Origin of the sequence: Trinickia dinghuensis (assembly GCF_003367175.1) — a bacterium.
GTDB classification, from domain to species: Bacteria; Pseudomonadota; Gammaproteobacteria; order Burkholderiales; family Burkholderiaceae; genus Trinickia; species Trinickia dinghuensis.
Window position 1 is genome coordinate 119,240 of sequence record NZ_QRGA01000015.1, and the last position, 24,111, is coordinate 143,350.

Annotated in this window: 24 protein-coding genes and 1 pseudogene; 14 read left to right on the top strand and 11 right to left on the bottom strand. The window is 61.8% G+C overall.

Features of this window, described 5'->3' with window-relative positions; genetic code table 11:
* The first annotated feature begins 59 nt into the window (after positions 1 to 59).
* The 3 genes from DWV00_RS24390 (at position 60) to DWV00_RS24400 (ending at position 4,547) form a co-directional block, all read left to right on the top strand.
* Positions 60 to 1,514 carry an aldehyde dehydrogenase family protein gene (locus DWV00_RS24390; RefSeq protein ID WP_115536185.1) on the top strand — a complete coding sequence of 485 codons (1,455 nt, stop codon included), beginning with the start codon at positions 60 to 62 and terminating at the stop codon, positions 1,512 to 1,514.
* 291 nt (positions 1,515 to 1,805) lie between these two features.
* Positions 1,806 to 2,489, top strand: a complete 684-nt coding sequence (locus DWV00_RS24395) for a TetR/AcrR family transcriptional regulator (RefSeq protein WP_115536186.1) — start codon at positions 1,806 to 1,808, stop codon at positions 2,487 to 2,489.
* Between the two features lie 345 nt (positions 2,490 to 2,834).
* A complete protein-coding gene (locus DWV00_RS24400; protein WP_115536187.1) occupies positions 2,835 to 4,547 on the top strand; it encodes a methyl-accepting chemotaxis protein in 1,713 nt (570 codons plus the stop codon).
* Positions 4,548 to 4,683: 136 nt separating this feature from the next.
* Here DWV00_RS24400 and fdhA read toward each other — a convergent pair whose 3' ends face one another.
* A complete protein-coding gene (fdhA, locus tag DWV00_RS24405; protein WP_115536188.1) occupies positions 4,684 to 5,883 on the bottom strand; it encodes a formaldehyde dehydrogenase, glutathione-independent in 1,200 nt (399 codons plus the stop codon).
* A gap of 299 nt (positions 5,884 to 6,182) precedes the next feature.
* On the opposite strand from fdhA, the gene betB reads away from it, so the two are divergent.
* A complete protein-coding gene (betB, locus tag DWV00_RS24410) occupies positions 6,183 to 7,661 on the top strand; it encodes a betaine-aldehyde dehydrogenase (RefSeq protein ID WP_115536189.1) in 1,479 nt (492 codons plus the stop codon).
* A gap of 20 nt (positions 7,662 to 7,681) precedes the next feature.
* Positions 7,682 to 9,409, top strand: coding sequence for a choline dehydrogenase (gene betA / locus DWV00_RS24415; protein ID WP_115536190.1), 1,728 nt, complete (start codon positions 7,682 to 7,684; stop codon positions 9,407 to 9,409).
* 22 nt (positions 9,410 to 9,431) lie between these two features.
* Here betA and DWV00_RS34685 read toward each other — a convergent pair whose 3' ends face one another.
* The 3 genes from DWV00_RS34685 to DWV00_RS24430 are packed head-to-tail and all read right to left on the bottom strand — an operon-like array spanning position 9,432 to position 10,468.
* Positions 9,432 to 9,851, bottom strand: a complete 420-nt coding sequence (locus DWV00_RS34685; protein WP_342767007.1) for a nucleotidyltransferase domain-containing protein — start codon at positions 9,849 to 9,851, stop codon at positions 9,432 to 9,434.
* A 7-nt stretch (positions 9,852 to 9,858) separates the two neighbouring features.
* A complete protein-coding gene (locus DWV00_RS24425) occupies positions 9,859 to 10,251 on the bottom strand; it encodes a type II toxin-antitoxin system HicB family antitoxin (protein WP_115536192.1) in 393 nt (130 codons plus the stop codon).
* A gap of 28 nt (positions 10,252 to 10,279) precedes the next feature.
* On the bottom strand, positions 10,280 to 10,468 hold the full coding sequence (locus DWV00_RS24430) for a type II toxin-antitoxin system HicA family toxin (RefSeq protein WP_115536193.1): 189 nt from the start codon (positions 10,466 to 10,468) through the stop codon (positions 10,280 to 10,282).
* A 94-nt stretch (positions 10,469 to 10,562) separates the two neighbouring features.
* Between DWV00_RS24430 and DWV00_RS24435 the strand changes: the two genes are divergently transcribed.
* Positions 10,563 to 11,438, top strand: coding sequence for a class I SAM-dependent methyltransferase (locus DWV00_RS24435; protein ID WP_115536194.1), 876 nt, complete (start codon positions 10,563 to 10,565; stop codon positions 11,436 to 11,438).
* A gap of 4 nt (positions 11,439 to 11,442) precedes the next feature.
* Here DWV00_RS24435 and DWV00_RS24440 read toward each other — a convergent pair whose 3' ends face one another.
* Positions 11,443 to 11,760, bottom strand: coding sequence for a winged helix-turn-helix transcriptional regulator (locus tag DWV00_RS24440; RefSeq protein ID WP_115536195.1), 318 nt, complete (start codon positions 11,758 to 11,760; stop codon positions 11,443 to 11,445).
* Positions 11,761 to 11,906: 146 nt separating this feature from the next.
* On the opposite strand from DWV00_RS24440, the gene gstA reads away from it, so the two are divergent.
* Positions 11,907 to 12,542, top strand: coding sequence for a glutathione transferase GstA (gene gstA / locus DWV00_RS24445; protein ID WP_115536196.1), 636 nt, complete (start codon positions 11,907 to 11,909; stop codon positions 12,540 to 12,542).
* Between the two features lie 36 nt (positions 12,543 to 12,578).
* On the opposite strand, the gene DWV00_RS24450 is transcribed toward gstA, so the two are convergent.
* Positions 12,579 to 12,980, bottom strand: coding sequence for a lipocalin-like domain-containing protein (locus DWV00_RS24450; RefSeq protein WP_115536197.1), 402 nt, complete (start codon positions 12,978 to 12,980; stop codon positions 12,579 to 12,581).
* Between DWV00_RS24450 and DWV00_RS34690 the strand changes: the two are divergent.
* Positions 12,938 to 13,354 (top strand): annotated as a pseudogene (locus tag DWV00_RS34690) (LysR substrate-binding domain-containing protein); the annotation flags it as partial. The gene DWV00_RS24450 and the pseudogene DWV00_RS34690 overlap by 43 nt on opposite strands.
* On the opposite strand, the gene DWV00_RS24455 reads toward DWV00_RS34690, so the two are convergent.
* Positions 13,349 to 13,978 carry a TetR/AcrR family transcriptional regulator gene (locus DWV00_RS24455; protein ID WP_115536198.1) on the bottom strand — a complete coding sequence of 210 codons (630 nt, stop codon included), beginning with the start codon at positions 13,976 to 13,978 and terminating at the stop codon, positions 13,349 to 13,351. The pseudogene DWV00_RS34690 and the gene DWV00_RS24455 overlap by 6 nt on opposite strands.
* Positions 13,979 to 14,118: 140 nt before the next feature.
* Here DWV00_RS24455 and DWV00_RS24460 point away from each other — a divergent pair, with 140 nt between their 5' ends.
* The gene (locus DWV00_RS24460) at positions 14,119 to 14,610 is read left to right on the top strand and encodes a DinB family protein (protein ID WP_115536299.1); all 492 of its coding nucleotides are present in this window, start codon (positions 14,119 to 14,121) and stop codon (positions 14,608 to 14,610) included.
* A 160-nt stretch (positions 14,611 to 14,770) separates the two neighbouring features.
* Here the strand turns inward: DWV00_RS24460 and DWV00_RS24465 are convergent, their stop codons facing one another.
* The gene (locus tag DWV00_RS24465) at positions 14,771 to 15,823 is read right to left on the bottom strand and encodes an NAD(P)-dependent alcohol dehydrogenase (RefSeq protein WP_115536199.1); all 1,053 of its coding nucleotides are present in this window, start codon (positions 15,821 to 15,823) and stop codon (positions 14,771 to 14,773) included.
* 190 nt (positions 15,824 to 16,013) lie between these two features.
* Here DWV00_RS24465 and DWV00_RS24470 point away from each other — a divergent pair, with 190 nt between their 5' ends.
* The gene (locus DWV00_RS24470; protein ID WP_115536200.1) at positions 16,014 to 16,973 is read left to right on the top strand and encodes an AraC family transcriptional regulator; all 960 of its coding nucleotides are present in this window, start codon (positions 16,014 to 16,016) and stop codon (positions 16,971 to 16,973) included.
* A 61-nt stretch (positions 16,974 to 17,034) separates the two neighbouring features.
* Here the strand turns inward: DWV00_RS24470 and DWV00_RS24475 are convergent, their stop codons facing one another.
* Together DWV00_RS24475 and DWV00_RS24480 are read right to left on the bottom strand one after the other, a co-directional pair.
* Positions 17,035 to 18,024, bottom strand: a complete 990-nt coding sequence (locus tag DWV00_RS24475) for an aldo/keto reductase (RefSeq protein WP_115536201.1) — start codon at positions 18,022 to 18,024, stop codon at positions 17,035 to 17,037.
* Positions 18,025 to 18,222: 198 nt separating this feature from the next.
* Positions 18,223 to 18,465, bottom strand: coding sequence for a hypothetical protein (locus tag DWV00_RS24480; RefSeq protein ID WP_115536300.1), 243 nt, complete (start codon positions 18,463 to 18,465; stop codon positions 18,223 to 18,225).
* A 196-nt stretch (positions 18,466 to 18,661) separates the two neighbouring features.
* Here DWV00_RS24480 and DWV00_RS24485 point away from each other — a divergent pair, with 196 nt between their 5' ends.
* The gene (locus DWV00_RS24485; protein WP_115536202.1) at positions 18,662 to 19,675 is read left to right on the top strand and encodes a GGDEF domain-containing protein; all 1,014 of its coding nucleotides are present in this window, start codon (positions 18,662 to 18,664) and stop codon (positions 19,673 to 19,675) included.
* 105 nt (positions 19,676 to 19,780) lie between these two features.
* Here DWV00_RS24485 and DWV00_RS24490 read toward each other — a convergent pair whose 3' ends face one another.
* Entirely contained in the window at positions 19,781 to 20,503 is a 723-nt protein-coding gene (locus tag DWV00_RS24490; RefSeq protein ID WP_115536203.1) for a GntR family transcriptional regulator, read from the bottom strand.
* 182 nt (positions 20,504 to 20,685) lie between these two features.
* Here DWV00_RS24490 and DWV00_RS24495 point away from each other — a divergent pair, with 182 nt between their 5' ends.
* The 3 genes from DWV00_RS24495 to DWV00_RS24505 all read left to right on the top strand — a co-directional run bounded on the left by DWV00_RS24495 (position 20,686) and on the right by DWV00_RS24505 (position 24,089).
* Positions 20,686 to 21,906, top strand: coding sequence for a pyridoxal-phosphate-dependent aminotransferase family protein (locus tag DWV00_RS24495; RefSeq protein WP_115536204.1), 1,221 nt, complete (start codon positions 20,686 to 20,688; stop codon positions 21,904 to 21,906).
* Positions 21,907 to 21,975: 69 nt separating this feature from the next.
* Positions 21,976 to 23,250, top strand: a complete 1,275-nt coding sequence (locus tag DWV00_RS24500; protein WP_115536205.1) for an MFS transporter — start codon at positions 21,976 to 21,978, stop codon at positions 23,248 to 23,250.
* A gap of 53 nt (positions 23,251 to 23,303) precedes the next feature.
* Positions 23,304 to 24,089 carry a 2-keto-4-pentenoate hydratase gene (locus DWV00_RS24505; RefSeq protein WP_245965013.1) on the top strand — a complete coding sequence of 262 codons (786 nt, stop codon included), beginning with the start codon at positions 23,304 to 23,306 and terminating at the stop codon, positions 24,087 to 24,089.
* The last annotated feature ends 22 nt before the right edge of the window (positions 24,090 to 24,111 follow it).

A 24,111-nucleotide genomic window follows, 5' to 3' on the forward strand; every position in this document is an offset into this window, starting at 1 on the left:
CCGGACGACCGTGGATGGGCGCCTCGCCAGTTCTCGTTTATCTACGAAGGAATCTTCACATGTCCAATACCGTTGAGAGTTTGAACTTTATCGATGGCGCGCATCGGCCGCCCGCCGAGGGTCTGTATTTTGAAAAGACGGAACCTGCGTCGGGCCGGGTCCTTTGCCGTGTCGCCGATTCGTCCGCGGCCGATGTCGACCAGGCGGTCGCTGCCGCGCGAAAAGCATTCGACCAAGGGCCCTGGAGAACGATGCCGGGCAGCGAGCGCGGCAAGCTCATCATGAAGCTGGCCGCCCTGCTCGAGCAAAACGCCGAGGACCTTGCAACCGCGCTCGCGAGGGAGCAAGGAAGGCCGATCTTCGAAATGCGAATGATGGATCTGCCCGTCTCCGTCGATACACTGCGATATTTCGGGGGATGGGCCGATAAGCTCGAGGGGCGATCGGTCCCGACCGCGGGCTACATGGGAAAACCAACGCTCAACTACACCGTGATGGAGCCGGTGGGCGTGGCAGCGCAGATCATTCCGTGGAACGCGCCCCTGATGATCTGCGTGTGGAAGCTGGCGCCCGCCTTGGCCGCCGGCTGCACGGTCGTGATCAAGCCGTCGGAGGAAGCGCCGGTGAGCGTGACGGCGCTCGCGGCACTCGTGGCCGAAGCGGGCTTCCCGCCCGGCGTCGTCAACATCGTGAACGGAAAGGGGCCGACTGTCGGCAAGTCGCTCGTCAATCACAAGGACGTGGATAAGATCAGCTTCACGGGCAGCACCGGTGTGGGACGATCGATCGCCGCGGACGTGGCCGGTACGTTCAAGAAAGTGACGCTCGAGCTGGGCGGAAAGGCGCCGCAAATCGTGTTCGCCGATGCCGATATCGACGCGGCCGTACAGGGCGTCACAATGGGGTTGTTCGTGAATCAAGGGCAAACCTGCGCGGCCGGCTCGCGTGTGCTGGTCCATCGCTCGATCGCCGACGAGTTTGCGATGCGGCTGGCCGGTGCGGCGCAAGCCATCTCGCTGGGCGATCCGTTGGACTCGAAGACGATGATGGGGGCGTTGATCAACGAGCGCCACAAGTCACGCGTGCTCGAATACATCGCCATCGGCAAAAGCGAAGGCGCTCGCATGGTGGCCGGCGAGGGCGACGTGCCGGCGCAGGGCCACTTCGTGCGCCCGACCATCTTTGTCGATGTACACAACCGGATGCGAATCGCCCAGGAAGAGATATTCGGCCCCGTCGGCATGGTCATTCCGTTCGACACCGAGGAGGAAGCGGTCTCCATGGCCAACGATGTCGAGTTCGGCTTGTCCGCTACCATCTGGACACGCGATCTTTCGACGGCTCATAAGGTCGCAGCCCAGTTGCAGGTCGGCGCTGTAGCCGTCAACGGCTGGAGCCCTCTCGATGCGCGTCTGCCCTGGGGGGGCTACAAAGATAGCGGACTGGGTCACGATCTGTCGCAGACCGCGCTGGCCTCGTATCTCCGAGAAAAGCTCGTCACGACCGTCCTCTAATTCGATCGAAAGCGAGACCCGCTCCGCTTCGTATGCGGTCGATCGAAGCAGGGACACGGGTAAGTTGCGGCTGGGAGGGAGATCGGGCCAATACCGCCCTCTTCTCCCGGCCGCGCCTTGCTCGATGCACTCCACCTAGCAAAGCGCGATTCGCAATACGCAATGCACGATAAGCAAACGTCACGGCAACCGCTTCACCTCGATTAAAAGAAGGTCGTACGACCTATGCCGTCTTGCGAGCGGCTTACAAATGGCTCAAAATGACGGGAGGTCCTCTTTAAGGGTATTGGCATGTCGACGCCGGCAGACACCAAGCGAGTCAGGCTTACAAATCGCAATGGAAACAGGTCAGCACACGAGCAACCGGCTCCGGAGGCTGTGGCGGATCGCGGGTTGACGGAGCGGGGCCGAAGCACCGAAGGGCGCGTGCTCGAATGCGCGACCGACATCATCTCGTTTGAAGGCTACGGCGCGCTCACGATGCGCAAGGTCGCGGCAAAGGCGGGCATATCGCTGTCCAACGTACAGCACTATTTCAAAACTAGGGAAGATTTGCTCGAAGCGGTCATCAAGCAAACGACCTCCCACTATGTCAAAAGCGCGTCGGTATTTCTGGACGGCCCCGGGTCCGCGCAAGATCGGTTCGCGGCGGTAGTTCATTTTCTCGTGGAAGACATCAAGCAATCGCGGGTACAAAGTCTGTTCGGCGCAATTTGGGCGCTCGCGCAAACCCACGACTTCGCCAGAAGCCTGATGGACGAGATGTACGTGGCCGAGCGCAAACTCTTGGCTCAATACATCAAGGAGATCAACCCGCGATTGGATCAGCGGCAGCTCATGTGCAGGGCCGCACTGATCGGTTGTCAAATCGAGGGGCTGATATTGCTGATCCCGCAGCGAAACCGGTTCCCGTCCGATATTCGCGGCATCGAGGACGAGCTCATGGCATCCGTGCTGGCACTCGCTAGTGCCTGATCGTCACGCTCAATCGATCAAGTCCGCCACGTACTCGCACGTACTCGCACGTACTCGTACGTACTCGGGCTTACCCGCACGCGCGAAGCCTTTCCCGCAGCCACGACGCTCGATGCAAGCTTGCACGCCGCGGCACGTTGCGAAGCATTTCGCGCATACGATGAAAATACTTCGTTATCCGAAATAATCAGAAACAATCGTACTAATCTCGCAAAATCCCACCCACCGGGAAATACCCGAGGAAATATACGGCATCAGCAATACCACTTATTAAAGGCTCACTCCAAACCGACGATAACAAGTCATCGACGCATCAATGCGCCGTACATAAACCGGAGCAAAACCGTGAGCTTTCTGAACATCCTTTCGTTGCGCAAGCAGCTCTCGCTGCTGTTGGGCGTACTGATTCTCGCCGCCGTCGCCGTCGGCTTTTGCGAATGGCGCCTCGACGTTGCGAATCAACGCGTAGCCGAGGCCTATCAAAGCCGGTACGTTTCGACGCAGCTCGCCAACGAGTTGCGCCGCAGTTCCGATGATCTGACCCGACTGGCACGCACCTACGTCGTCACGGGGGACGAGAAGTGGGAGCAGGAGTACAACCAAATCCTCGCGATCCGCTCGGGCAAGGCGCCTCGCCCGCTGCACTACGATCGCATCTATTGGGACTTCGTCGCAGCGGGCGAGCCCGTGGACGCGGGCCAAGGCGAGACAATCTCGCTGCAGGATCTGATGAAGCGCGCCGGTTTCACCGATGAGGAGTTCGCCAAGCTGCGCGAGGCCGAGCAGAACTCGGACGATCTCGTGAAGACCGAGACGATCGCGATGAACCTCGTCAAGGGTCGGACCCAAGATGCGTCGGGCAACTTCACTCAGCAAGGTCAGCCCGATCTCGATAAGGCCAGAACGATGATGTTCGATGCGAACTATCACCAGTTCAAGGCGAAGATCATGCATCCGATCAACGACTTCCTGATCTTGCTCGATCACCGCACCGAGGGCGCGATCGCGGCCGCTCAAGCTACCGCGGAAATGTGGAAGATCATCTCGGCCGTCGTTGCGGTCACCGTGCTGGTGCTCTTCGCGATGATGCTTCAGATCATGTTCAAGCGTGTGGTGGCTGGACTGGAAGTGGCTGCCTCCACCGCGGGCCGCGTCGCGGCGGGCGATCTCACCTCGCACTTCGACGTGAGCCACGTCAACCCGGCGTCGAAGGACGAGATCTCGCGCGTGATGCGCTCGCTGCAGACGATGAACGACGGTCTCGTGCGCATCGTCGGGGACATGCGAACCGGCACCGACGCGATCGCGACGGCATCGGGTGAAATCACGGCCGGCAACAACGATCTGTCCGCCCGGACCGAGCAGCAGGCTGCGTCGCTGCAAGAGACGGCCGCGAGCATGAGCGAGTTGACCGCCACCGTGAAGCAGAACCTCGAGAATGCACGGCAGGCGAACATGATCGGCACCAACGCCGTCGATACCGTCGAAAAAGGCTCGGTCTCGGTGGAGCAGCTCGTGACCACGGTCAATGCGATCAGCACGAGTTCGGGCAAGATCGCCGACATCATCGCCTTGATCGAAGGCATCGCGTTCCAAACGAACATTCTCGCGCTGAACGCGGCGGTCGAAGCGGCGCGCGCCGGCGAGCAAGGCCGCGGCTTCGCGGTGGTCGCGAGCGAGGTGCGCTCGCTGGCCCAGCGTTCGTCGTCGGCCGCCAAAGAGATCAAGGGCCTCATCGAGACGTCGATCGACACCGTTCGCGACGGCGTCTCCAAAGCGGACGAAGTAGGTCAGAACATCGTGCAAGTGAAGCATGCCATCCGGCGCGTGGCCGATCTCGTCGGCGAGATCACGGCGGCTTCGGAAGAGCAAAGCCGCGGCATCGAGCAAATCGACACGGCCGTGAGCCAGATGGATCACGTGACGCAGCAAAACGCGGCACTCGTCGAGCAAGCGGCGGCAGCCTCGAAATCGATGAGCGATCAAGCCGGCAAGCTGCGCACGGCGGCCGCCGTGTTCAAGCTGCCGAGCGTCGGCGCGATGCGCGCCCTCGCCTGATCGGCAGCCGCACCGCCGCATTCACCGCGGCAACGGAAAAAGGTAGAAAGCAGAAGGCAGAAGGCCCCACGCGATTAGTTCATCGCGCGGGGCCTTTGCTCATGACGTCCCGGCCGTTAAAGCCGCTCAGTCAACCTCAAGCAGCCTTGAGCAAGCCGTGCGGGTCGATCACGAACTTGCGCGCCGCCCCGCCGTCGAATTGCTTGTAGCCTTCGGGCGCTTCCTCGAGCGAGATCACCGCCACGTTGACGATCTTCGCGATCGGCAGCCGATCGAACAGGATCGCCTGCATCAGGTTGCGGTTGTACTTGAGAACCGGCGTCTGCCCGGTATGGAACGAGTGCGACTTCGCCCAGCCTAGGCCTAAGCGGATGCTCAGGCTCCCGTGCTGCGCGGCGGTATCCTTGGCGCCCGGATCGTCCGTCACGTAAAGGCCCGGAATACCGATCGCACCGGCCGGGCGCGTGATCTCCATCAGCGAATTGAGCACCGTCGCGGGCGCCTCTTGCGAGTGCCCCGACGAACCGTGGCCGTGCGCCTCGAAGCCGACGCAATCCACCGCGCAGTCGATCTCCGGCGTGCCGAGAATCTGCTCGATCTGCTCGCCGAGCGTCGCATCCTTCGACAGGTCGACCACCTCGAAGCCCATCGCCTTCGCGTGCGCGAGACGTTCGGCGTTCATGTCGCCGACGATCGTGACGGCAGCGCCGAGCAGGCGCGCCGACGCGGCGGCCGCCATGCCGACGGGGCCCGCACCCGCGATGTAGACGGTCGAACCCGGCTTCACGCCGGCCGTGACCGCGCCGTGATAGCCCGTCGGCAAGATGTCCGACAAACACGTGAGATCGCGAATCTTCGCCATTGCGGCGTCGCGGTCGGGGAATTTCAGCAGATTGAAGTCCGCATACGGCACGAGCACATACTCAGCCTGGCCGCCGATCCATCCGCCCATGTCGACATAGCCGTACGCGCCGCCTGCGCGCGCCGGGTTCACGTTCAAACACACGCCCGTGTGCTGCTCCTTGCACATCGCACACCGCCCGCAGGCGACGTTGAACGGCACGGAGACGAGATCGCCGATCTTCAGCGTCTCGACGTCGCGGCCGACCTCGATGACCTCGCCGGTGATCTCATGCCCCAGCACGAGACCGACGGGCGCGGTGGTCCGGCCACGCACCATATGTTGATCGGAGCCGCAGATATTCGTGCTCACGACCTTCAGGATCACGCCGTGCCCGATCGCGCGTCCGCTCGGGTCGACCATCTTCGGATAGTCGATCTTCTGCACGGCGACCTTGCCCGGCCCCTGATATACGACACCTCGGTTGCTGCTCATCGTATTCGTCTCCTGTCATCTCGATCGCCGATCCGCGATCCTCGATGCGGCGGAACACGCGACGCCGTGCCGTACGAAACCGGATTAAACCGTACGAAACGCCCGCTCGCGCATCCCATCCGCTGCCGCTTGCAGGGTAGTCCGCAACGGGTTGCCGCGATCGTACAAAACGCGACACGCGCTTGCTAGAACCCGACAAGGGGGGTGCGATACAGCCCTTATCGATTGAACGCCTGGCGCAAAACGCCTATCGTTGGAGCCTTCGAATGACTGACGAACGAGCTTCTTGGAGATTGTCGATGACCCTGTCCTCCGTCTATGGTCCGCAGCGTCTTTATATCGGGGGGACGCATGTCGATGCCACATCGGGCGAGCACTTCGAAACGTTCGACCCCGCGACGGGCGAACGCCTGGCGACGGTCGATCAAGCGAGCCGCGCCGACGTCGAACGCGCGGTGGCCTCGGCCCGGGACGGCCAGCGCGAATGGGCGGCCTTGAATGCAATGGCGCGTTCGCGCATCTTGCGCCGCGCCGTCGAGTTGCTGCGCGCGCGCAACGACGAACTCGCCGAACTGGAGATGCGCGACACGGGCAAACCCATCGCCGAAACGCGTGCGGTCGATATCGTGACGGGCGCCGACGTCATCGAATACTACGCCGGGCTGGCACCGACGCTCGAGGGGCGGCAAATCCCGCTGCGCGAGGATTCGTTCGTCTACACGCGGCGCGAGCCGTTGGGCGTGTGCGCCGGCATCGGCGCATGGAACTACCCGATTCAGATCGCTTGCTGGAAATCGGCTCCGGCACTCGCCGCCGGCAACGCGATGATCTTCAAGCCGAGCGAGATCACACCGCTCTCCGCGCTGAAGCTGGCCGAGATCTACACCGAGGCCGGCGTACCGCCCGGCGTGTTCAACGTCGTCCAAGGAAACGGCTTGGTCGGCGCGATGTTGGCTGAACACTCGGCCATTGCCAAGGTTTCGTTCACCGGCGGTGTCGAGACGGGCAAGAAAGTGATGTCGCTCGCGGGTGCGTCGTCGCTGAAGGAAGTGACGATGGAACTCGGCGGCAAATCGCCGTTGATCGTATTCGACGATGCCGATCTCGAACGCGCCGCCGATATCGCCGTCACCGCGAACTTCTTCAGCGCGGGCCAGGTATGCACGAACGGCACGCGCGTGTTCGTGCACCGCTCCGTGATAAAGCGATTCGAAGGGCTCGTGGCCGAGCGCGTCAAACGCATCCGCGTCGGCAAACCCTCCGATCCGGAAACGAATTTCGGCCCGCTCGCCAGCGCGGCGCAGCTCGACAAGGTGCTCGGCTACATCGAAAGCGGAAAGCGCGAAGGGGCGCGTCTCGTCAGCGGCGGCATGCGTCTCGTCGAAGGCGACTTCGCGCGCGGGCAATACGTGGCACCCACCGTATTCGCCGATTGCCGCGACGATATGCGGATCGTCCGTGAAGAGATCTTCGGACCGTTGATGTGCTTGCTCGAATTCGACGACGAAAACGAAGTCATCGCGCGAGCCAATGCCACCCACTACGGTTTGGCGGCCGGCGTCGTCACGGAGAGTCTCGCTCGCGCGCACCGTACGATTCACCGCCTCGAAGCAGGCATTTGTTGGATCAATACCTGGGGCGAATCGCCGGCGGAAATGCCCGTCGGCGGCTACAAGCAATCGGGCGTGGGCCGCGAGAACGGAATCAGTACGCTCGAGCATTACACGCAGATCAAATCGGTGCAGGTCGAACTCGGCCCCTACCGGCCCGCGTTCTGAAGTTCGGAAGGAGAGCGCTCGTGAGTGCCAAGGAATACGACTACATCATCGTCGGCGCGGGATCCGCGGGCAACGTACTGGCTACGCGGCTGACGGAAGACGCGGACATCAGCGTGCTGCTCCTCGAAGCCGGGGGGCCCGACTACCGTTTCGACTTTCGCACGCAGATGCCGGCCGCGCTCGCCTATCCGCTGCAAGGCCGGCGCTACAACTGGGCCTACGAGACCGAACCCGAGCCGCACATGAACAACCGCCGCATGGAATGCGGACGCGGCAAGGGGCTCGGCGGGTCGTCGTTGATCAACGGCATGTGCTACATCCGCGGCAATGCGCTCGATTACGACGGCTGGGCGCAGAACAAGGGGCTCGAGAACTGGAGCTACCTCGATTGCCTGCCCTACTTCAAGAAGGCGGAGACGCGCGACGCCGGCCCCAATGCCTATCACGGCGGCGACGGCCCCGTGCATGTCACGACGAGCAAGCCCGGCAACAACCCGCTATTCGGCGCGATGGTCGAGGCGGGCGTGCAGGCGGGCTATCCGCGTACCGACGATTTGAACGGCTATCGGCAAGAGGGCTTCGGCCCGATGGACCGGACCGTCACCGCGCAAGGCCGCCGCGCGAGCACCGCGCGAGGGTATCTCGATCAAGCGCGGCAGCGGCCGAACTTGACGATCGTCACGCATGCGCAGACGGACCGTGTGCTGTTTGCCGGCAAGCGGGCGACGGGCGTGACTTATCTCCATCACGAGACGCCCGCGACGGCGCATGCGCGACGCGAGGTGCTCGTGTGTTCGGGGGCGGTTGCCTCGCCGCAGTTGCTGCAGCGCTCGGGCATCGGGCCCGGCGAATGGCTGCGCGAATTCGACATCCCAGTCGTGCTCGATCTGCCCGGTGTCGGCCGCAACTTGCAAGATCACCTCGAAATCTACATGCAGTACGCGTGCAAGGAGCCCGTATCGCTTTATCCCGCACTGAAGTGGTACAACCAGCCGGCGATCGGATTGGAATGGCTCGTCAACGGCACGGGTATCGGCGCGAGCAATCAATTCGAAGCGGGCGGCTTCATTCGGACGCGCGACGACGATGCGTGGCCGAACATTCAATATCATTTCTTGCCGATCGCGATCAACTACAACGGTTCTAACGCGATCAACATGCACGGGTTCCAGGCGCATATGGGCTCGATGCGTTCGCCGAGCCGCGGCCGCATCAAGCTTCGCTCGCGCGATCCGCGCGAGCATCCGAGCATCTTGTTCAACTACATGGCCGAGCCGCTGGATTGGCGCGAGTTCCGCGACGGAATCCGCATCACACGCGAGATCATCGCGCAGCGCGCGCTCGACCGGTATCGCGGGCGCGAATTGAGTCCGGGCGCGGATTTGAAGACCGATGCCGAACTCGATGCCTATGTGCGTGCGCATGCGGAGACGGCGTATCACCCGTCGTGCTCGTGTGCCATGGGGTATGACGATATGTCGGTGGTCGATGCCGAAGGGCGCGTGCACGGCATCGAGGGGTTGCGGGTGGTGGACGCGTCGATCATGCCGCTCATCACGACGGGCAATCTCAATGCGCCGACGATCATGCTGGCGGAGAAGATCGCAGATCGGATTCGGGGGCGCGCGCCGTTGGCTCGGGAGGATGTGCCTTATTACGTGGCGAAGGGAGTACCGGCGCGGCCGGGAGCGCCAGGGGCGGCAGAGACGCCGAAGGCTGTGAGATCAGCGACAAAGGTTACTAGTTAGCGTGAACGCGCATGAAGTTGGTTTATGGCGGAAGCATGCGCTGACGTACCTTGGTCACGAACGAGCCCGGTTCTCTCGAGGCAACCGCTCGCCGTCGTACGCATAGCGGAATACCATCGCGGCGAATGTTTTCGATCAGCGCCGGATTACTGAATGATTCCGGGTGTTGCATTTCGTCCTCCCACAATGGCAGGGCCTCAATCAACACCCCTGTTTCCAGCAGTACGTCAAACGCGATGCCCGCCATTTCCAGCGCAATCGGTATGCGCTTGCTGTGCTGCCCCGGCAGGATTACCGCGATGTCAGCGTCACTCTCCGGGTCGTGCGTGTCGCGCGCACGACTACCAAACAGAATTGCACGGCTCACTGCGTAACGACCTGCAACGCGTTGCAGGAACACCTCCGCTGCGCGAGCGGTTTCAGCATCGACATGAAGGTTCACGAAGCGCTCAGTGCGCAGCCATTTCGTGCTCGGCAGCGAGAGCGAGAAACGCCGATCGAGACATATGCCGTTCGCGCGCCGCCGCATCGATTTGCTGAACGAGCCGTTCCGGAAGGCTGATGTTGAGTCGGATTGCCTTGGAGTTGATTCGCGATAGGTCTATATCGAACAGCATCCAAACACCACCGTCGTACTGTGGATCATGAGCAAGTTGCTCAAGCGGCGTCGGCTCGGGAACGATTTCGTCGACGTCTGAAAAATGCGACTCAACCGCCTCCTGAACGGCGCGCGGCAAATCTTCCCATTCATCCGCCGCCGCAAAACACCCGGGGAAGTCGGGAAACGTCACGCCATGCGCGTGCTTCGCGTCGCCGACATGGACATAGAGTGGATAGAGCATTTCGCGCTCCTACTATTTTTGATGTGGGTTACGAGTCTTTTAGGCCCGCTTGTTTCAAAATACTGCGCACCGTGCCCACCGGAAGGTCCTTCTTCGGATGTGGCACCGTCACCTTGCCTCTTTTTGTCGGGTGCTTGAACTGGTGGTGAGAACCGACCGTATGCGCGAGTCGCCAGCCGTCGGAGATCAGTAGCTTGATGAGGTGCGCGCTGTTCATTTGTGTAATTATACACAACAAATATGATTCTGCGCGCCCATGCAGATGACGTGAACAGCTACACTCCTTGAGTCGAATAGCAAACGAGAAAGTCATGAACGAACGCGAACCCAGCCGCACTGCTTTTGCAGCCGCGACGCATCGAGCGATCCATCAGGTTGTAGAGCAGGGGAAGATCTTCAGCGACCCGCTCGCGCTCTCGATCCTAGGCATGAGCGCGAGCGATATCCAGCACGATGTCGAATCGCAGCCGTCTCGACGCGGAATCAGATTGTTCCTTGCAGCGCGGTCACGCTTTGCCGAAAGTGCCGCAAGGGACGCGGTCGAGCAACGCGGCGTGCGCCAGGTCGTCGTACTCGGCGCCGGCTTGGACACGTTCTCTTACCGTCATCCGTTCCCAGACCATATCCGCTTGTTCGAAATCGATCATCCCGCAACGCAATCATGGAAGCGGAAACGACTTGAACAAGCCGGGATCGCGATCCCGAACTCTCTCACCTATGCACCGATCGATTTCGAAAAGGATTCGCTGCAGGACGGCCTCACCGCAGCCGGCTTCGATACGAACGAGCGCACATTTTTCATGTGGCTTGGCGTCGTTCCTTATTTGACGGAGAACGCGATCGATCTAACGCTGAGCGTGATTGCCGATCTTCCAGGAGGCGCCGATCTCGTGTTCGACTATGGCGAACCGCCTGCATCGCTTCCTCCGGAACTGGCGACGCTGCACCTGGAACGAGCCGCGCGTGTAGCCGCTATCGGCGAACCGTTTCTGTCCTACTTCGAACCGGCACAGTTGCATGAAAAGCTACGCGCGCTAGGTTTTTCGGAGATCGAAGATGTTCTCGGGCGCAGCTTGCTTACCGAATTCGCAGAGCAGAAAGCGGCGGACTCGAGCGCTACGGCGAACACTACTCAATCACGCTCGGGCGGCGGCCATTTCCTGTTCGCAGCCACGAATCGGCAATAGGCCATCACGCGCGGCTTTTCAGCCACAACCCGAACGCCTTCATGACGGCTACGACCGGTTCCATCCGTAAGCCGTCTTCCGTGAGTTGATATTCGACCTTGACGGGGACTTCCGCGAAGACAGTTCGCCTGACGAGCCCCGCGTCCTCCAGCGCCCGCAGATCGAGCGTCAACATGCGTTGAGAGATCCCAGGAACGTCCTTGCGAAGTTCGCCAAAGCGCTTCGGACCGTCCAAAAGATACGAAACGAGCAGCAAGCGCCATCGCCCGCCAAGCAGCCGCATCGCTTCCTCGACCGAACATCCGCTCACACTGCTTTTCATCGAATCGATTTACCGCTGGTATAAATTTTGTACCTATACCACAAAGTTATGCCTTCTTCCTTTTTTAGTGGATGTGGGCGATAGTCCGCCATCTATCGCGCAGCGTACGCATTACGAATAATTTGAAACTGGAAGCGAGGCCTTTTATGAAGCTTTATTACGCACCCGGCAGTTGCTCACAGGCAGTACACATCGTCCTGCGCGAAGCCGGGCTCGATGCGGAATTGATCCGCGTCGACCCACGCAAGCACGCGATTGAAGACGGTCGCAGCTTCTATGACGTCGCTGAACTAGGCTACGTACCGGTACTCGAATTGGACGACGGCTCGGCCATGCGTGAAGGCCCCGTGATCGCGCAGTATCTCGCCGATCGGCGCCCGGAGACGGGGCTTGCACCGGCCAATGGAACGATGGCCCGCTACCGATTGCTGGAATGGCTGAACTTCCTGTCCACCGAAATCCATAAAGGCTTCATTCCGCTTCTCTATGCCGTGGCTGCGGGAAAGTACGTCGAGACAGCGCGGCCAAAGCTGAGGAGCCGTTTCGAATGGATCGATCGACAATTGCATGAACGACGCTACCTCATGGGCGATGTCTTTACGGTCGCGGATGCGTATCTGTTTGCCCTTACCGGTTGGGGAAAGGCGACGTGGCTCAACTCGGTCTATCAAGCCGACATCGACCTGACTTCGCTCGATCATCTCCGCGAGTGGTATGACAGCGTTCGCGCGCGGCCCCAGGTGCAAAAGGTGCTAACGCTCGAGGGGCTGTCGACGGGCTGAACCGATAGGTGTCGACGAGTAGCCTATTCCACCCGTCTAATCCATGCGACGCCAAACGGAGATCGGCACGTCTCCGTTCGGTCGCGGTGCCACGCGGTAGCTCAATTCGCCGTCTTTGAGTTCGTAGCTGCGCTTCTGTTCCACTCCCTCCCAGTTCGGAAAGGAAGCGTTCTGAATGTGGAAGGTCAACGTTGCACCAGCCGGGTCGACGCTGATCGTTCCGAAGTGCGTGCTGGACCCCATGACGGCCGCTTTATACTCGGCCTGCGTGCCCGCCCCCTTGTCGCCTGATGCAAATCGAGGGCGTTCCGCTTTGAAAATTTTCAGCGAATAGTGTCCCTGCGCATCGATGACCAACAGCCCCTTCGGCGCGACACCATAGTCATACGCCCTCGAGCCGCCCAGATGCTGAACATCTCGCGACGCTGCCGATGACATGGATCGGGCCAGCCGGAAGCGACATTGTCCTGAGCGCCGGCCGCCCGCTGGACTTGGCCTTGTACAACGCCCCCTGCTTCTTTCGCCGCGCCGGTATCGAGGCGCTCGATGGCGCCAATATTTCCTGGAGGCTCGCCTATACCACGGCCAGCCTTCAAAGCCTTTAGTCCGGCGTGGCGGCAGGCCTTGGCATCACGTTGAGAACAGGCGCCGGGCTACCGTCTTCGGTTAGACGACTCGATGAGAGAGACGGGCTTCCGCCGCTGCCGACGGTCGATCTCTGCTTGCACACCCGACACCGCGATATTCCGCCCGCATTGGCGCAGTTAAAACGCGCCGTCATCGAGCACGCGGCGACCCACCTTCTTTCATAGCGGCGACAGGTACCGGACGATCAGCCTCGAGGCCTCGTCGACGAGCGCATCGAACGCTTCGTCCGAGAGGCGATCCGTGTAATGCAAAACGGCGGTATGGGTCAGCGCCTCTATCGAGGTCATGCATACGAACGTCGCCAGTTGCAAATCGACAGCACGAATCTCGTCGCGATGAGCCTCGAGATAAGCGAAGAATATCGAATACGCCTCGGTGTTGAAAACTTCCGCGTTCTCGAGCCTACCCGTACGCGGAGTCTGCTCAGCCAGCACGCAATGCAGCTTTGGGTCGACGCGATGCGCCTTGATCGCGGCTCTGATGAACTGCGGCACGGCCTCCTCCACTGGAAGCGCGGCAAACTCGCTTACCGTCTCGCGCACGACTTGCATCAGCTCCGCTCTGTGGCGCACCATCACCGCGGCAACGAGCGCCTCCTTGCTCGGGAAATACTGATAGAGCGAACCAACGCTGACGCCCGCTTTTTCCGCGATCCGATTCGTGCTCGCCTTATCGAACCCATCCTTCACCAAAATGCGAGCGGTCGCCTCGATGAGGGCATCGACTGTCGCACGCGATCTGTCCTGAGACGCGCGCTTCCTGGGTTTCGTGAGCGGTTTCGGCGGCATTTGCTGTGCTCCAAATGCGAGTAGGTAAATACGAGCGACCGCTCGTATTATGCATCTGGCGATTCGGAGTGCAACGCGAAAACCGCCCGGTGCACGATATCGACGTGCGCCGCCAACTCGGCTTTGAAAGGAGAACGCTCGTGTCCCGTCAGCCCTACGCTCAACTGATTGCGATCAAACAATGGGCCGATCGTGGCCTCTACGATGCCGTTGGTAAAAACTTCGACCAGCTAACCCACGAAGAGCGTTCGGTCATGCTGCGCATCCTCGACCACATGCACGTGGTCGACAAGATCTTCCAGCACCATTTGCAAGGCCTGTCGCATACGTTTCAGGCACCGCGATCCGAACGGCCGGCGGAACTCGAAGCACTCGAACGCGACGCGCGAGAAGTCGACGACTGGTACGTCGGTTACGTGAACGACTTAAAGGAGAGCGATGTCGAGGAACCCATCGATTTCACCTTCACGAGTGGGAAGCCTGCACGCATGCGGCGAGGCGAAATCATCCTGCACGTTTGCCTGCACGGGACCTATCACCGCGGCAACGCGGGTGCCGTTCTTCAGTTGAAGGGCTTAACCCCGAGCCGCGATTCGATCACGGATTTTCTTGAAGATCCCGGAGTGAGGTAATCGCAGAGCAGTGGCCCGCAGGCATCGCGCTCGAGCAAACAAGAGCTGGCCGCGCGCGATCGTAATGACCGTCGGCATCGCACACGCCGGTCCAAAGACGAACGCTAATGTTCGGCAACCGACGTATGCGAGTCAAGCCCGTCGCGGGCTCTCAAACGGGCTATTTCCGAAGCGAATCGAGATCGATCACGAAGCGGTACTTCACATCGCTCTTCAGCATTCTCTCGAAGGCCTGATTGACGCTCTGCATCGGAATGATTTCGATATCCGAAGTAATGCCGTGCTGACCGCAAAAATCGAGCATCTCCTGCGTTTCGGCAATCCCCCCGATCAGCGAGCCGGCGAGACGGCGGCGCTTGAAAATCAGGTTGAACACCTGGGGCGACGGATGATCGTGTTCCGGCGCACCGACGAGCGTCATCGTCGCATCGCGCTTGAGCAGCGCGATGAACGGATTGAGATCGTGCTGGGCCGCCACCGTATTGAGAATGAAGTCGAAGCTGTTCAAATGCGCCTGCATTTGCGCTTCGTCTTTCGAAATCACGACTTCGTGCGCGCCGAGGCGCTTCGCGTCTTCCACTTTCGACGGCGACGTCGTAAACAACACAACGTGCGCGCCCATCGCACGCGCGAGCTTCACGCCCATGTGGCCCAGCCCGCCAAGGCCGACGATGCCCACTTTCTTACCGGGGCCGGCGCCCCATTGACGCAGCGGCGAGTAGGTCGTGATGCCCGCGCACAGCAGCGGCGCGGCACCGGCCGGATCGAGATTGTCCGGCACGCTCAGCACGAAGGCTTCATCGACGACGACGCTGGTCGAATACCCGCCGTACGTCGTTTCGCCGCTCTCGCGATCGGTGCCGTTGTACGTGCCGACGAACCCGTTCTCGCAGTATTGCTCGAGGCCTTCGTCGCAGCTCGCGCAGGTGCGGCACGAATCGACGAGACAGCCGACTCCAACCAGATCGCCGCTCTTGTAGTGCGACACCGAGGGCCCGACCTTAGTCACACGGCCGACGATTTCATGCCCCGGCACGACGGGATAGATCGTATTGCGCCATTCGTCGCGCGCTTGATGCAGATCCGAGTGGCAAACGCCGCAAAACAACACCTCGATTTGCACATCATGCTCGCGAAGGTCGCGGCGCTGAATGTCGAACGGGGCGAGAGGCGAGGCGGCGTCCTTCGCCGCGTATCCGTGAGTCGTATACATGGGTGGTCTCTCCTGCGAAATGCGGTGCTCCGACGTGGAGCTACGCTGGTGCACATGGTAGGAAGAGTCGTGCCACCACGGAATGCCTGAATCTATCGAACGTTTGCCTTTTTCTCCGGACCGTCAGCGAAAAAGCGAAATCGGCGCTATATTTCGAGCCCGATTCTCCCAATTTGCGCGCCCGACGTCCATGTCCATTCCCGCCTCGGCCTCTCATTTCGTCAGCCCCGCGCAAACGCGCATGGTCGAATTGCTGGCGAAGCTCGCCCCGGGCGAAGGCTACACCTATTCGGTGCTCGACGGCGTGAAGTTCATGCGCACGAATGTCTCCACGCCGCGCCTGCCCGTCATGTACGAGCCGTCGATCGTCATCGTGGCACAGGGCCGCAAGCATGGTTTTCTAGGCAGTCAGGCGTTCGTCTACGACGCGCAGCACTACCTCGTCCTAGCCGTGCCGTTGCCGTTCGAGTGCGAAACCGAAGCGACACCCGACGAGCCGATGCTGGCGATTTCGGTCCGGGTCGATCTGGCCGTCGTGGCTGAACTGCTGCTGACGCTGGGCGATACGCGGGGCCCGATCGACGGCGAACCGCGCGCCGTCTATGCCACGCCGCTGGACACTACGCTCAGCGACGCGGTGCTGCGGCTGCTCGAATCGCTCGCGTCGCCGCACGACGCGCGCATCCTGGGCCCCGCGATCGTCCGCGAGATCTGCTACCGCGTGCTGACCGGATCGCAAGGCGACATGATCCGCGCGGCGCTGACCCATCAGGATCACTTCGGACGAATTTCGAAAGCCTTGCGCCGCATTCATACGGACTTCGCCTGCGAGCTCGACGTGCCCACGCTCGCGCGCGAAGCGGGCATGAGCTTGGCCGTGTTTCATGCGCAGTTCAAAGCGGTGACCGAAACGTCGCCGATGCAATACGTCAAAACGACGCGGCTCCATCAAGCGCGATTGCTGATGGTGCAGGACGGCTTGAACGTCAGCGCGGCCGCGACGCGCGTGGGCTACGAAAGCGCCTCGCAATTCAGCCGCGAATTCAAGCGACTGTTCGGCGTGAGCCCGGTTGACGACGTCAAGCGCATGCGCAGCGACAACACTGGGCCAACACCTCCGGCTCCGAACGCCGAGGAGCAGCGCGCGTAGCGCGGCTCGCCGCGCTACGTCGCCGCCGATTATCAAGCAGCCGGCTCGTGCCGGCCGGCACCTATCGGGTTGCGTCCCCGAAACGATACTCATGCGTGAGTTCGTCGAGCTTGGTCTTCAATTGCGGATCGAGCGCAAGATCGACGGCTGCCAATGTGTCCTTCAATTGCTCGGGACGGCTTGCACCGAGGATCGCCGACGTGATCGTGCTATTCGACAAGACCCATGCCACGGCGACAGTGGAAAGCGGATGACCCGCGTCGGCGGCCAGCTTCTTGAGCGCTTCGATGGTGTCGAATTCCCGCTCGTGCCAATACCGGGCCTGGTACATCTCCCCAGCCGTACCGACCGTGAAGCGCCCCTCGGGCGGCGGTGCCTCACGCTGATGCTTGCCCGTCAGCAGCCCGCCCGCCAGCGGGTTATAAGGCAGGACGGCCAACCCTTCTTCGTCGGCGAGCGGCAGCAGTTCGCGTTCGATCTGGCGAAACAGCAAGTTGTAGCGCGGCTGAACCGAGACGAAGCGTGCCGTGCGCAGAACGTCCGCCCGCCCCAGTGCCAAAGCCAGCCGGTACGCGAGAAAATTCGACACGCCCACGTAGCGCGCGCGGCCCGAGCGCACGATGACGTCGAGCGCTTCCAGCGTTTCGTCGAGCGGCGTCTCCCGATCGTCCGAATGCAGCTGATACAGATCGACGTAGTCGGTACGAAGCCGCCGCAGCGACGCGTCGATGGCGTCGAGCAAATGCTTGCGTGAGGCGCCATGGTCCCACGGCGACGGGCCCATCTTTCCGACGGCTTTCGTCGCCAGCACGAAACGATGACGCTTGCCCTCGAGCCAGCGCCCGACGATTTCCTCGGTGTGGCCCACGCGCGACTCGCCGCCGCCGAGCGGGTAGACGTTCGCCGTATCGAAAAACGTGACGCCGGCATCGGACGCCGCGTCCATGATCCGGACGGACGCGGCCTCGTCCGTCTGAAAGCCGAACGTCATCGTTCCGAGGCACACGCGCGAAACACTGAGACCGGTTGCGCCGAACTTGCGGTATTCCATCGCACTCTCCCGAAGCACGCCGCGTGAGGCGGCAAAGGCGAAAGGATAACCCCTCCGCAAAAACGGCGCGGGCCGCCTCGGCAAACGCGCTTCGATCTCAGACGAATCGAATCGGTCTATCGGGCGCCATCGGGGTCCATCGCGGCTTCGGACAACGCTTCTTCGAGCCTTCTTCGAGCCGTTCGCCGGGCCGCCCGATTACTTCGACGTCGACGATGCGGCTTGCGCAGCCGCCGCCTGGCTCGCCGCACGCTGCTTCTTCTTCGCCTCGTGATGGCCGATCGCGCAGCCAACCCCTGCGCCGGCCACGCCATGTTTCCCGGCCACGTGCCCCGCCACCCCGCCGACCACCGCGCCTTTCATGCATCCCTTGGCCTGCGCCTGACCTGCGCAGAGAACGAGCGTAACGACAGCACCGCAGGCAATGATCGTTTTCAAGATTGCACCTTTGGAAAGGAGAAATCCTTTGAAGATCGCAACCTTCATACCCATTGCCGCGCGGGCCCACTCAATGCCGCGAATCGATACCCAATGTTCGCCTTGTTCGCCCAATCGCCCGGCAGCTTCGCGCCGTATCCTGAATTGACTGGAAATGGCGCGTCGAGCGGACCGCGCCCGCCCTCTGATATGGAGCGTTATGCAAAAGCCTGCCCATCCGTCGAACGAAGCCGCTCGCATCGCCCTGCTGCGCTCGCTGGACATTCTCGACACACCTCCCGAGGAGCGGTTCGATCGCTTGACGCGTCTCGCCAAGCGCCTATTCGACGTCCCCATTTCCTCGGTCTCGCTGGTCGATAGCGACCGTCAGTGGTTCAAGTCCTGCATCGGGCTCTCCGTGACCGAAACCCCGCGCGACATTTCGTTTTGCGGGCACACGATCCTCGACGACGATCTGTTCGTGATCGAGGACGCGCAGGCCGATCCGCGCTTCTCCGACAACCCCTTGGTCACCGGCAGCCTGGGCGTGCGCTTCTATGCGGGATGCCCGCTCACCTTGCACCAAGACATCAAAGTCGGTGCCTTTTGCATCGTGGACACGAAGCCGCGCACGTTCGACGCCGAGGAGCGGGGCTTGCTGCGCGACCTCGGCCGCATCGCCGAGCGCGAACTCGAGGTGCTGCAACTGGCGGCCACCGACGACTTGACGGGATTGTCGAATCGGCGTGGATTCGAAGCGCTGGGGCATCACTTGCTGCAGTTGTGCAAGCGTGCACGCTCGCGCGCATCGATGCTGTTTTTCGATCTGAACGGATTCAAGCAAATCAACGACGACCACGGGCACACCGAAGGCGACCTGGCGCTCGTCGGATTCGCGGACGTGCTGCGTGAGTCCATGCGCGAGACCGACGTGCTCGCGCGGCTGGGCGGCGACGAGTTCGTCGCGCTCGTCGTGGGCGCCGAACAAGGGGCCGAAGCGCAAATCATCGAGCGTGTTCGCACCGGCGTCGAACGGTACAACCGCGCCCAGCAGCGCGGTTACGAATTGAACTTCAGCGTCGGGGTTGCGCCCGTCGACGAGACGAAACAACCGTCTATCGCCGAGTTGATTGCCATCGCGGACCACGCGATGTATGCGAACAAGCGTGCAGGACGAGAGACGCTCACGCTCGAAGCCGAACCGGTCCATCACGAAGCACTGGAAAGCGCTTAGGAGTCCAAAGGAATCAACCCGGCCCGAGCGCCGGTTACTTCTTCCCACGCCTCCATTTGAGAAATCGACGCAGGCCGGCGTGCAAGGCGCTCAATCAACCGCGAGTCATGCCGCTTCGTCAGCGGATCTGGATTCGTCCAATGCCATCTGCAGCACGGCATCGCGCTTTTCCAAGAGGTGGCGCCGCAAGATGGCGGCCAGCGCCTTGCCGTCGCGAGCCTCGAGCGCCTTGACGATCTCCTCGTGGTCGTGCACTGCCCGATCCCATTTCTCGACCTTCTGATTCGAACGAAACCGCATCGCCATGATCCGCCGGTTGATCGACTGATAGGTCTGGCGCAGGACGGTGTTGCGGGCCGCTTCGTTGATGCGGTCGTGGATATCCTGGTTCCGGCTGTAGTAGCCGGGAAGATCGTTCTGCACCCGGCACGCCAGCATGGCGTAATGCAGCGCCTTGATCTCGGCGAGCTCCGCGGCGGTGATGCGTTCGCAGGCCAGCTCGCCCGAAAACGCCTCCAGCCCTGACATCAATTCGAATGTCTCCCGGATCTCCGATTCGCTCATCCGGTAAACGCTGGCTCCGCGATTGGGCGACAGCACGACCAAGCCTTCGGACGCCAAGACCTTGAGCGCCTCTCGCAACGGCGTTCGCGAGATGCCGAGCGTCTCGCACAACTCCCGCTCGTTCAGTCGCGTACCCGGTTTCAGCATCCCTTCCACGATGAATTTGCGCAGGTGCTCGACCACCGTGTCGTGCAACCGCTGACGCTCCAGCAGCGGGAGCGCGGGCGCCCCGCCATCCGAGGATCGTGTGGTGGATTCTTGCATGCAATGTCCTCTGTTCTCGTCTCCCGCGATTTTACCGCAACTCATACGGCGTCACTAAACTGCCGCAACCACCGGGTAAACACCACGACCACGGAGCAAATCTTCGCTTGGAATCCATCGCCTTGGTCTGCTAAAGTATTTTGCATTCAAAATTCAAAATGCAACCAAGGAGCGAAACGCCCATGCTGAACCTCGACTTCCATCCTTCCGGCCGCCACTTCCTGCAGATCCCGGGACCGAGCCCCGTTCCCGACCGGATTCTCCGGGCGATGAGCTACCCGACCATCGACCACCGCGGTCCCGAGTTCGGTGCGCTGGGGCGCAAGGTGCTTGCCGACATCAAGGAGGTGTTCAAGACCGAACAGCCGGTGATCATCTATCCGGCGTCGGGTACGGGGGCGTGGGAAGCCGCGCTGACGAACACGCTCAGCCCCGGCGATACCGTGCTCATGTACGAAACCGGCCACTTCGCCACGCTCTGGAAGAAGATGGCCGAGGCGCTGGGACTGAAGCCGGAATTCATCGGCCTTCCGGGTCTGGAAGGATGGCGGCGCGGCGTGCAGCCCGACATGATCGAAGCGCGGCTGCGCGCCGATACCGCTCGTGGAATCAAAGCCGTTTGCGTCGTCCACAACGAAACGTCGACGGGCGTCACGTCCGACATCGCAGCGGTTCGGCGCGCCATCGATGCGGCGGGCCATCCCGCCTTGCTGCTGGTCGACACGATCTCCGGGCTCGCCTCGGCCGACTATCGCCACGACGAGTGGGGTGTCGACGTGACGGTGTCGGGTTCGCAAAAAGGATTGATGCTGCCTCCCGGCATCAGCTTCAATGCACTCTCGCCCAAGGCGATCGAAGCGAGCCGGCACGCGACATTGCCGCGTGCGTTCTGGGGCTGGAGCGAGATCATCGAAGCCAACAAAAACGGCTATTGGCCGTACACGCCCAACACGAATCTGCTCTACGGCCTCTCGGAGGCGCTCGACATGATTCTCGGCGAGGGATTGGACAATGTGTTCGCCCGCCATGATCGCCTGGCGGAGGCCACGCGCCGTGCGGTGCGCGCGTGGGGCCTGCAAATCCAATGCGCCGACCCGAGCGTCTACAGCCCCGTGTTGACCGGCGTGATCATGCCGGCCGGCGTGGATGCCGACGCCGTGCGCAAGATCATCTACGAGAAGTTCGATATGTCGCTGGGCCAGGCGCTCGGCAAGATTCGCGGCACGATGTTCCGCATCGGCCACCTCGGCGACTGCAACGACCTGACGTTGATGGCAACGCTCGCCGGCTGCGAAATGGGCTTGAAGCTCGCCGGCGTGTCGCTCGAAGCAAGCGGCGTCGTCGCGGCGATGGACTACCTGGCCTCGGCGGCACGCACGAACACGTTGCGCGCGGCAGCCTGAGCACATCACATAAAGCAAAGAACGATGCCGGCTCGAGACTGCGAGCCGGCAACATCAAGGAGACAAGACATGAAGCTGGTCCGCGCGACAAGCGTCGTATTAGTGATGTTGTGCTTGATGTATTTCATAACGTACCTCGATCGCGTCAACGTAAGCACGGCCGCCGCCGGTTTCAGCAAGGAGTTCGGGCTGAATCGAACCGAGATCGGCCTCGTCTTTTCGGCATTCGCCTATCCGTATCTCGTGTTCCAGATCATCGGCGGATGGGTGAGCGATCGATTCGGCGCTCGCCGCACGCTGCTCGCATGCGGGTTGCTCTGGGCCGTAGCGACGATTCTGACCGGCGCGGCAGGCGGGCTGATCTCGCTGCTCGCGGCCCGGCTGCTCCTCGGATTCGGCGAAGGCGCGACCTTCCCCGCCGCCACCTCGGCCATGTCGCGGTGGGTCGCACGCGAGAAGCGCGGCTTCGCGCAAGGTCTCACGCATGCCTGCGCCCGGATCGGCAATGCAGTCGCCCCGGCCGCGATCGTATTCGTCATGGCAACGCACGGCTGGCGCGCATCGTTCTATATTTGCGGCGCTCTCAGTCTTGTCTGGGTCGTCATTTGGTCGGTGACCTTTACCGAGGACCCCAAAGCCCACCCCCGCATCACACCGGATGAACTCGCCGTGTTGCCGGCGCCCAAGCAGAAGGCGCCGCCCGTACCGTGGGGTCAGCTGTTCAAGCGGATGTTGCCGGTCACCGTCGTGTACTTCTGTTATGGCTGGACCTTGTGGCTCTTCCTGAGCTGGATCCCGCAATACTTCCTGCACAGCTATTCGCTGAATCTCAAGAAGTCCGCCGTGTTCGCCTCCGCGGTGTTCTTCGCGGGCGTGCTCGGCGACACGCTCGGCGGCGTGGTCACCGACAAGCTGTACAAGAAAACCGGCAGCCTGAAGTTGGCGCGAAGCTGGATGGTGGCGGTGTGCATGATGCTGACCGTGGTGTCGCTCATGCCTTTGCTGTTCACGCACGACGTCGATATCTCCGTGATCTGCCTGGCCGCCGGCTTCTTCTTCGCGGAAATGACGATCGGCCCGATGTGGGCCGTGCCGATGGACGTTGCGCCCGAGCACTCCGGCACCGCCAGCGGCATGATGAATACGGGCTCCGCCCTGGCGGCCATCTTGTCGCCCGTCATTTCCGGCTATGTGATCGACCGGTTCGGCAACTGGGAATTGCCGTTCATCGGAAGCATCGTTCTGATGGGCGTAGGCGTGGTCCTCGCTTTTCGCATGCAGCCGGAGAGCCGCTTCGTCAGCACATCCGCCCCCGAAACCGTCAGCAAGCGCTCGCCTGCATGACATCGATCGTGCGCCGCCGATACGGCGGTGCACCCTAATTCTCGAATACCCACATGACGATTCAATCGACACAAGACTTGGCGCAAAGCGCCACACAAAAACTGGCGGCGCTGCTCGCGGCGGGATGGGACAGCGGGATTGCGTTCGGCGATTTGCCGCCCGAACTCGTGCCCACGGATATCGAAGCGGCGTATGCCGTGCAAGACCATTTTCTGCACCAGCGCCACGTGACAATCGGAGGGTGGAAGGTAGGCGCGAAGTCGCCGGATGCGCCAATCCGATGCGCACCGCTGCCTAAAGCATGCCTTCAAGAAAGCGGCTCGACATGCTCTCGCCCCGCTTCTCGCCCGCTCGCGCTCGAACTCGAGATTGCGTTCTGCTTCGGCCGTGACTTCGCACCGCGCGCCGCGCTCTACAGCGACGAGGAGGTGCTAGGCAGTATCGCGCGGATGGGCGCGGCGATCGAAGTGGTCATCAGCCGCTATCGCGAGTGGCCCGAGGTGCCACCAACGGCACAGCTTGCCGATCTGTTGAATCACGGTGCGCTCGTGGTCGGCGAGACCGTCCCTTATCAGGGCGATTTTCCGTTCGTGACACCCAATCCCTCGTTCACGTTCGAAGGCCATGGCGTCATCAACGGCGCGGCGCTCAATCCGGCGGGCGATCCGCGCCAGCTTCTGCCGCGCCTCGTCAACCATGCCACGCAGCGCGGAATCGCCCTGCCCGCGGGCACGGTCGTAACCACGGGCTCATATACCGGCATGCATTTTCCCGGCGACGCCGGCGTAGCGAGCGGCCATATCCCAGGGCTGCCTCCCGTGAGCGTCACGCTCGTCTGACTCGCCCCTTTCCGTACTCATT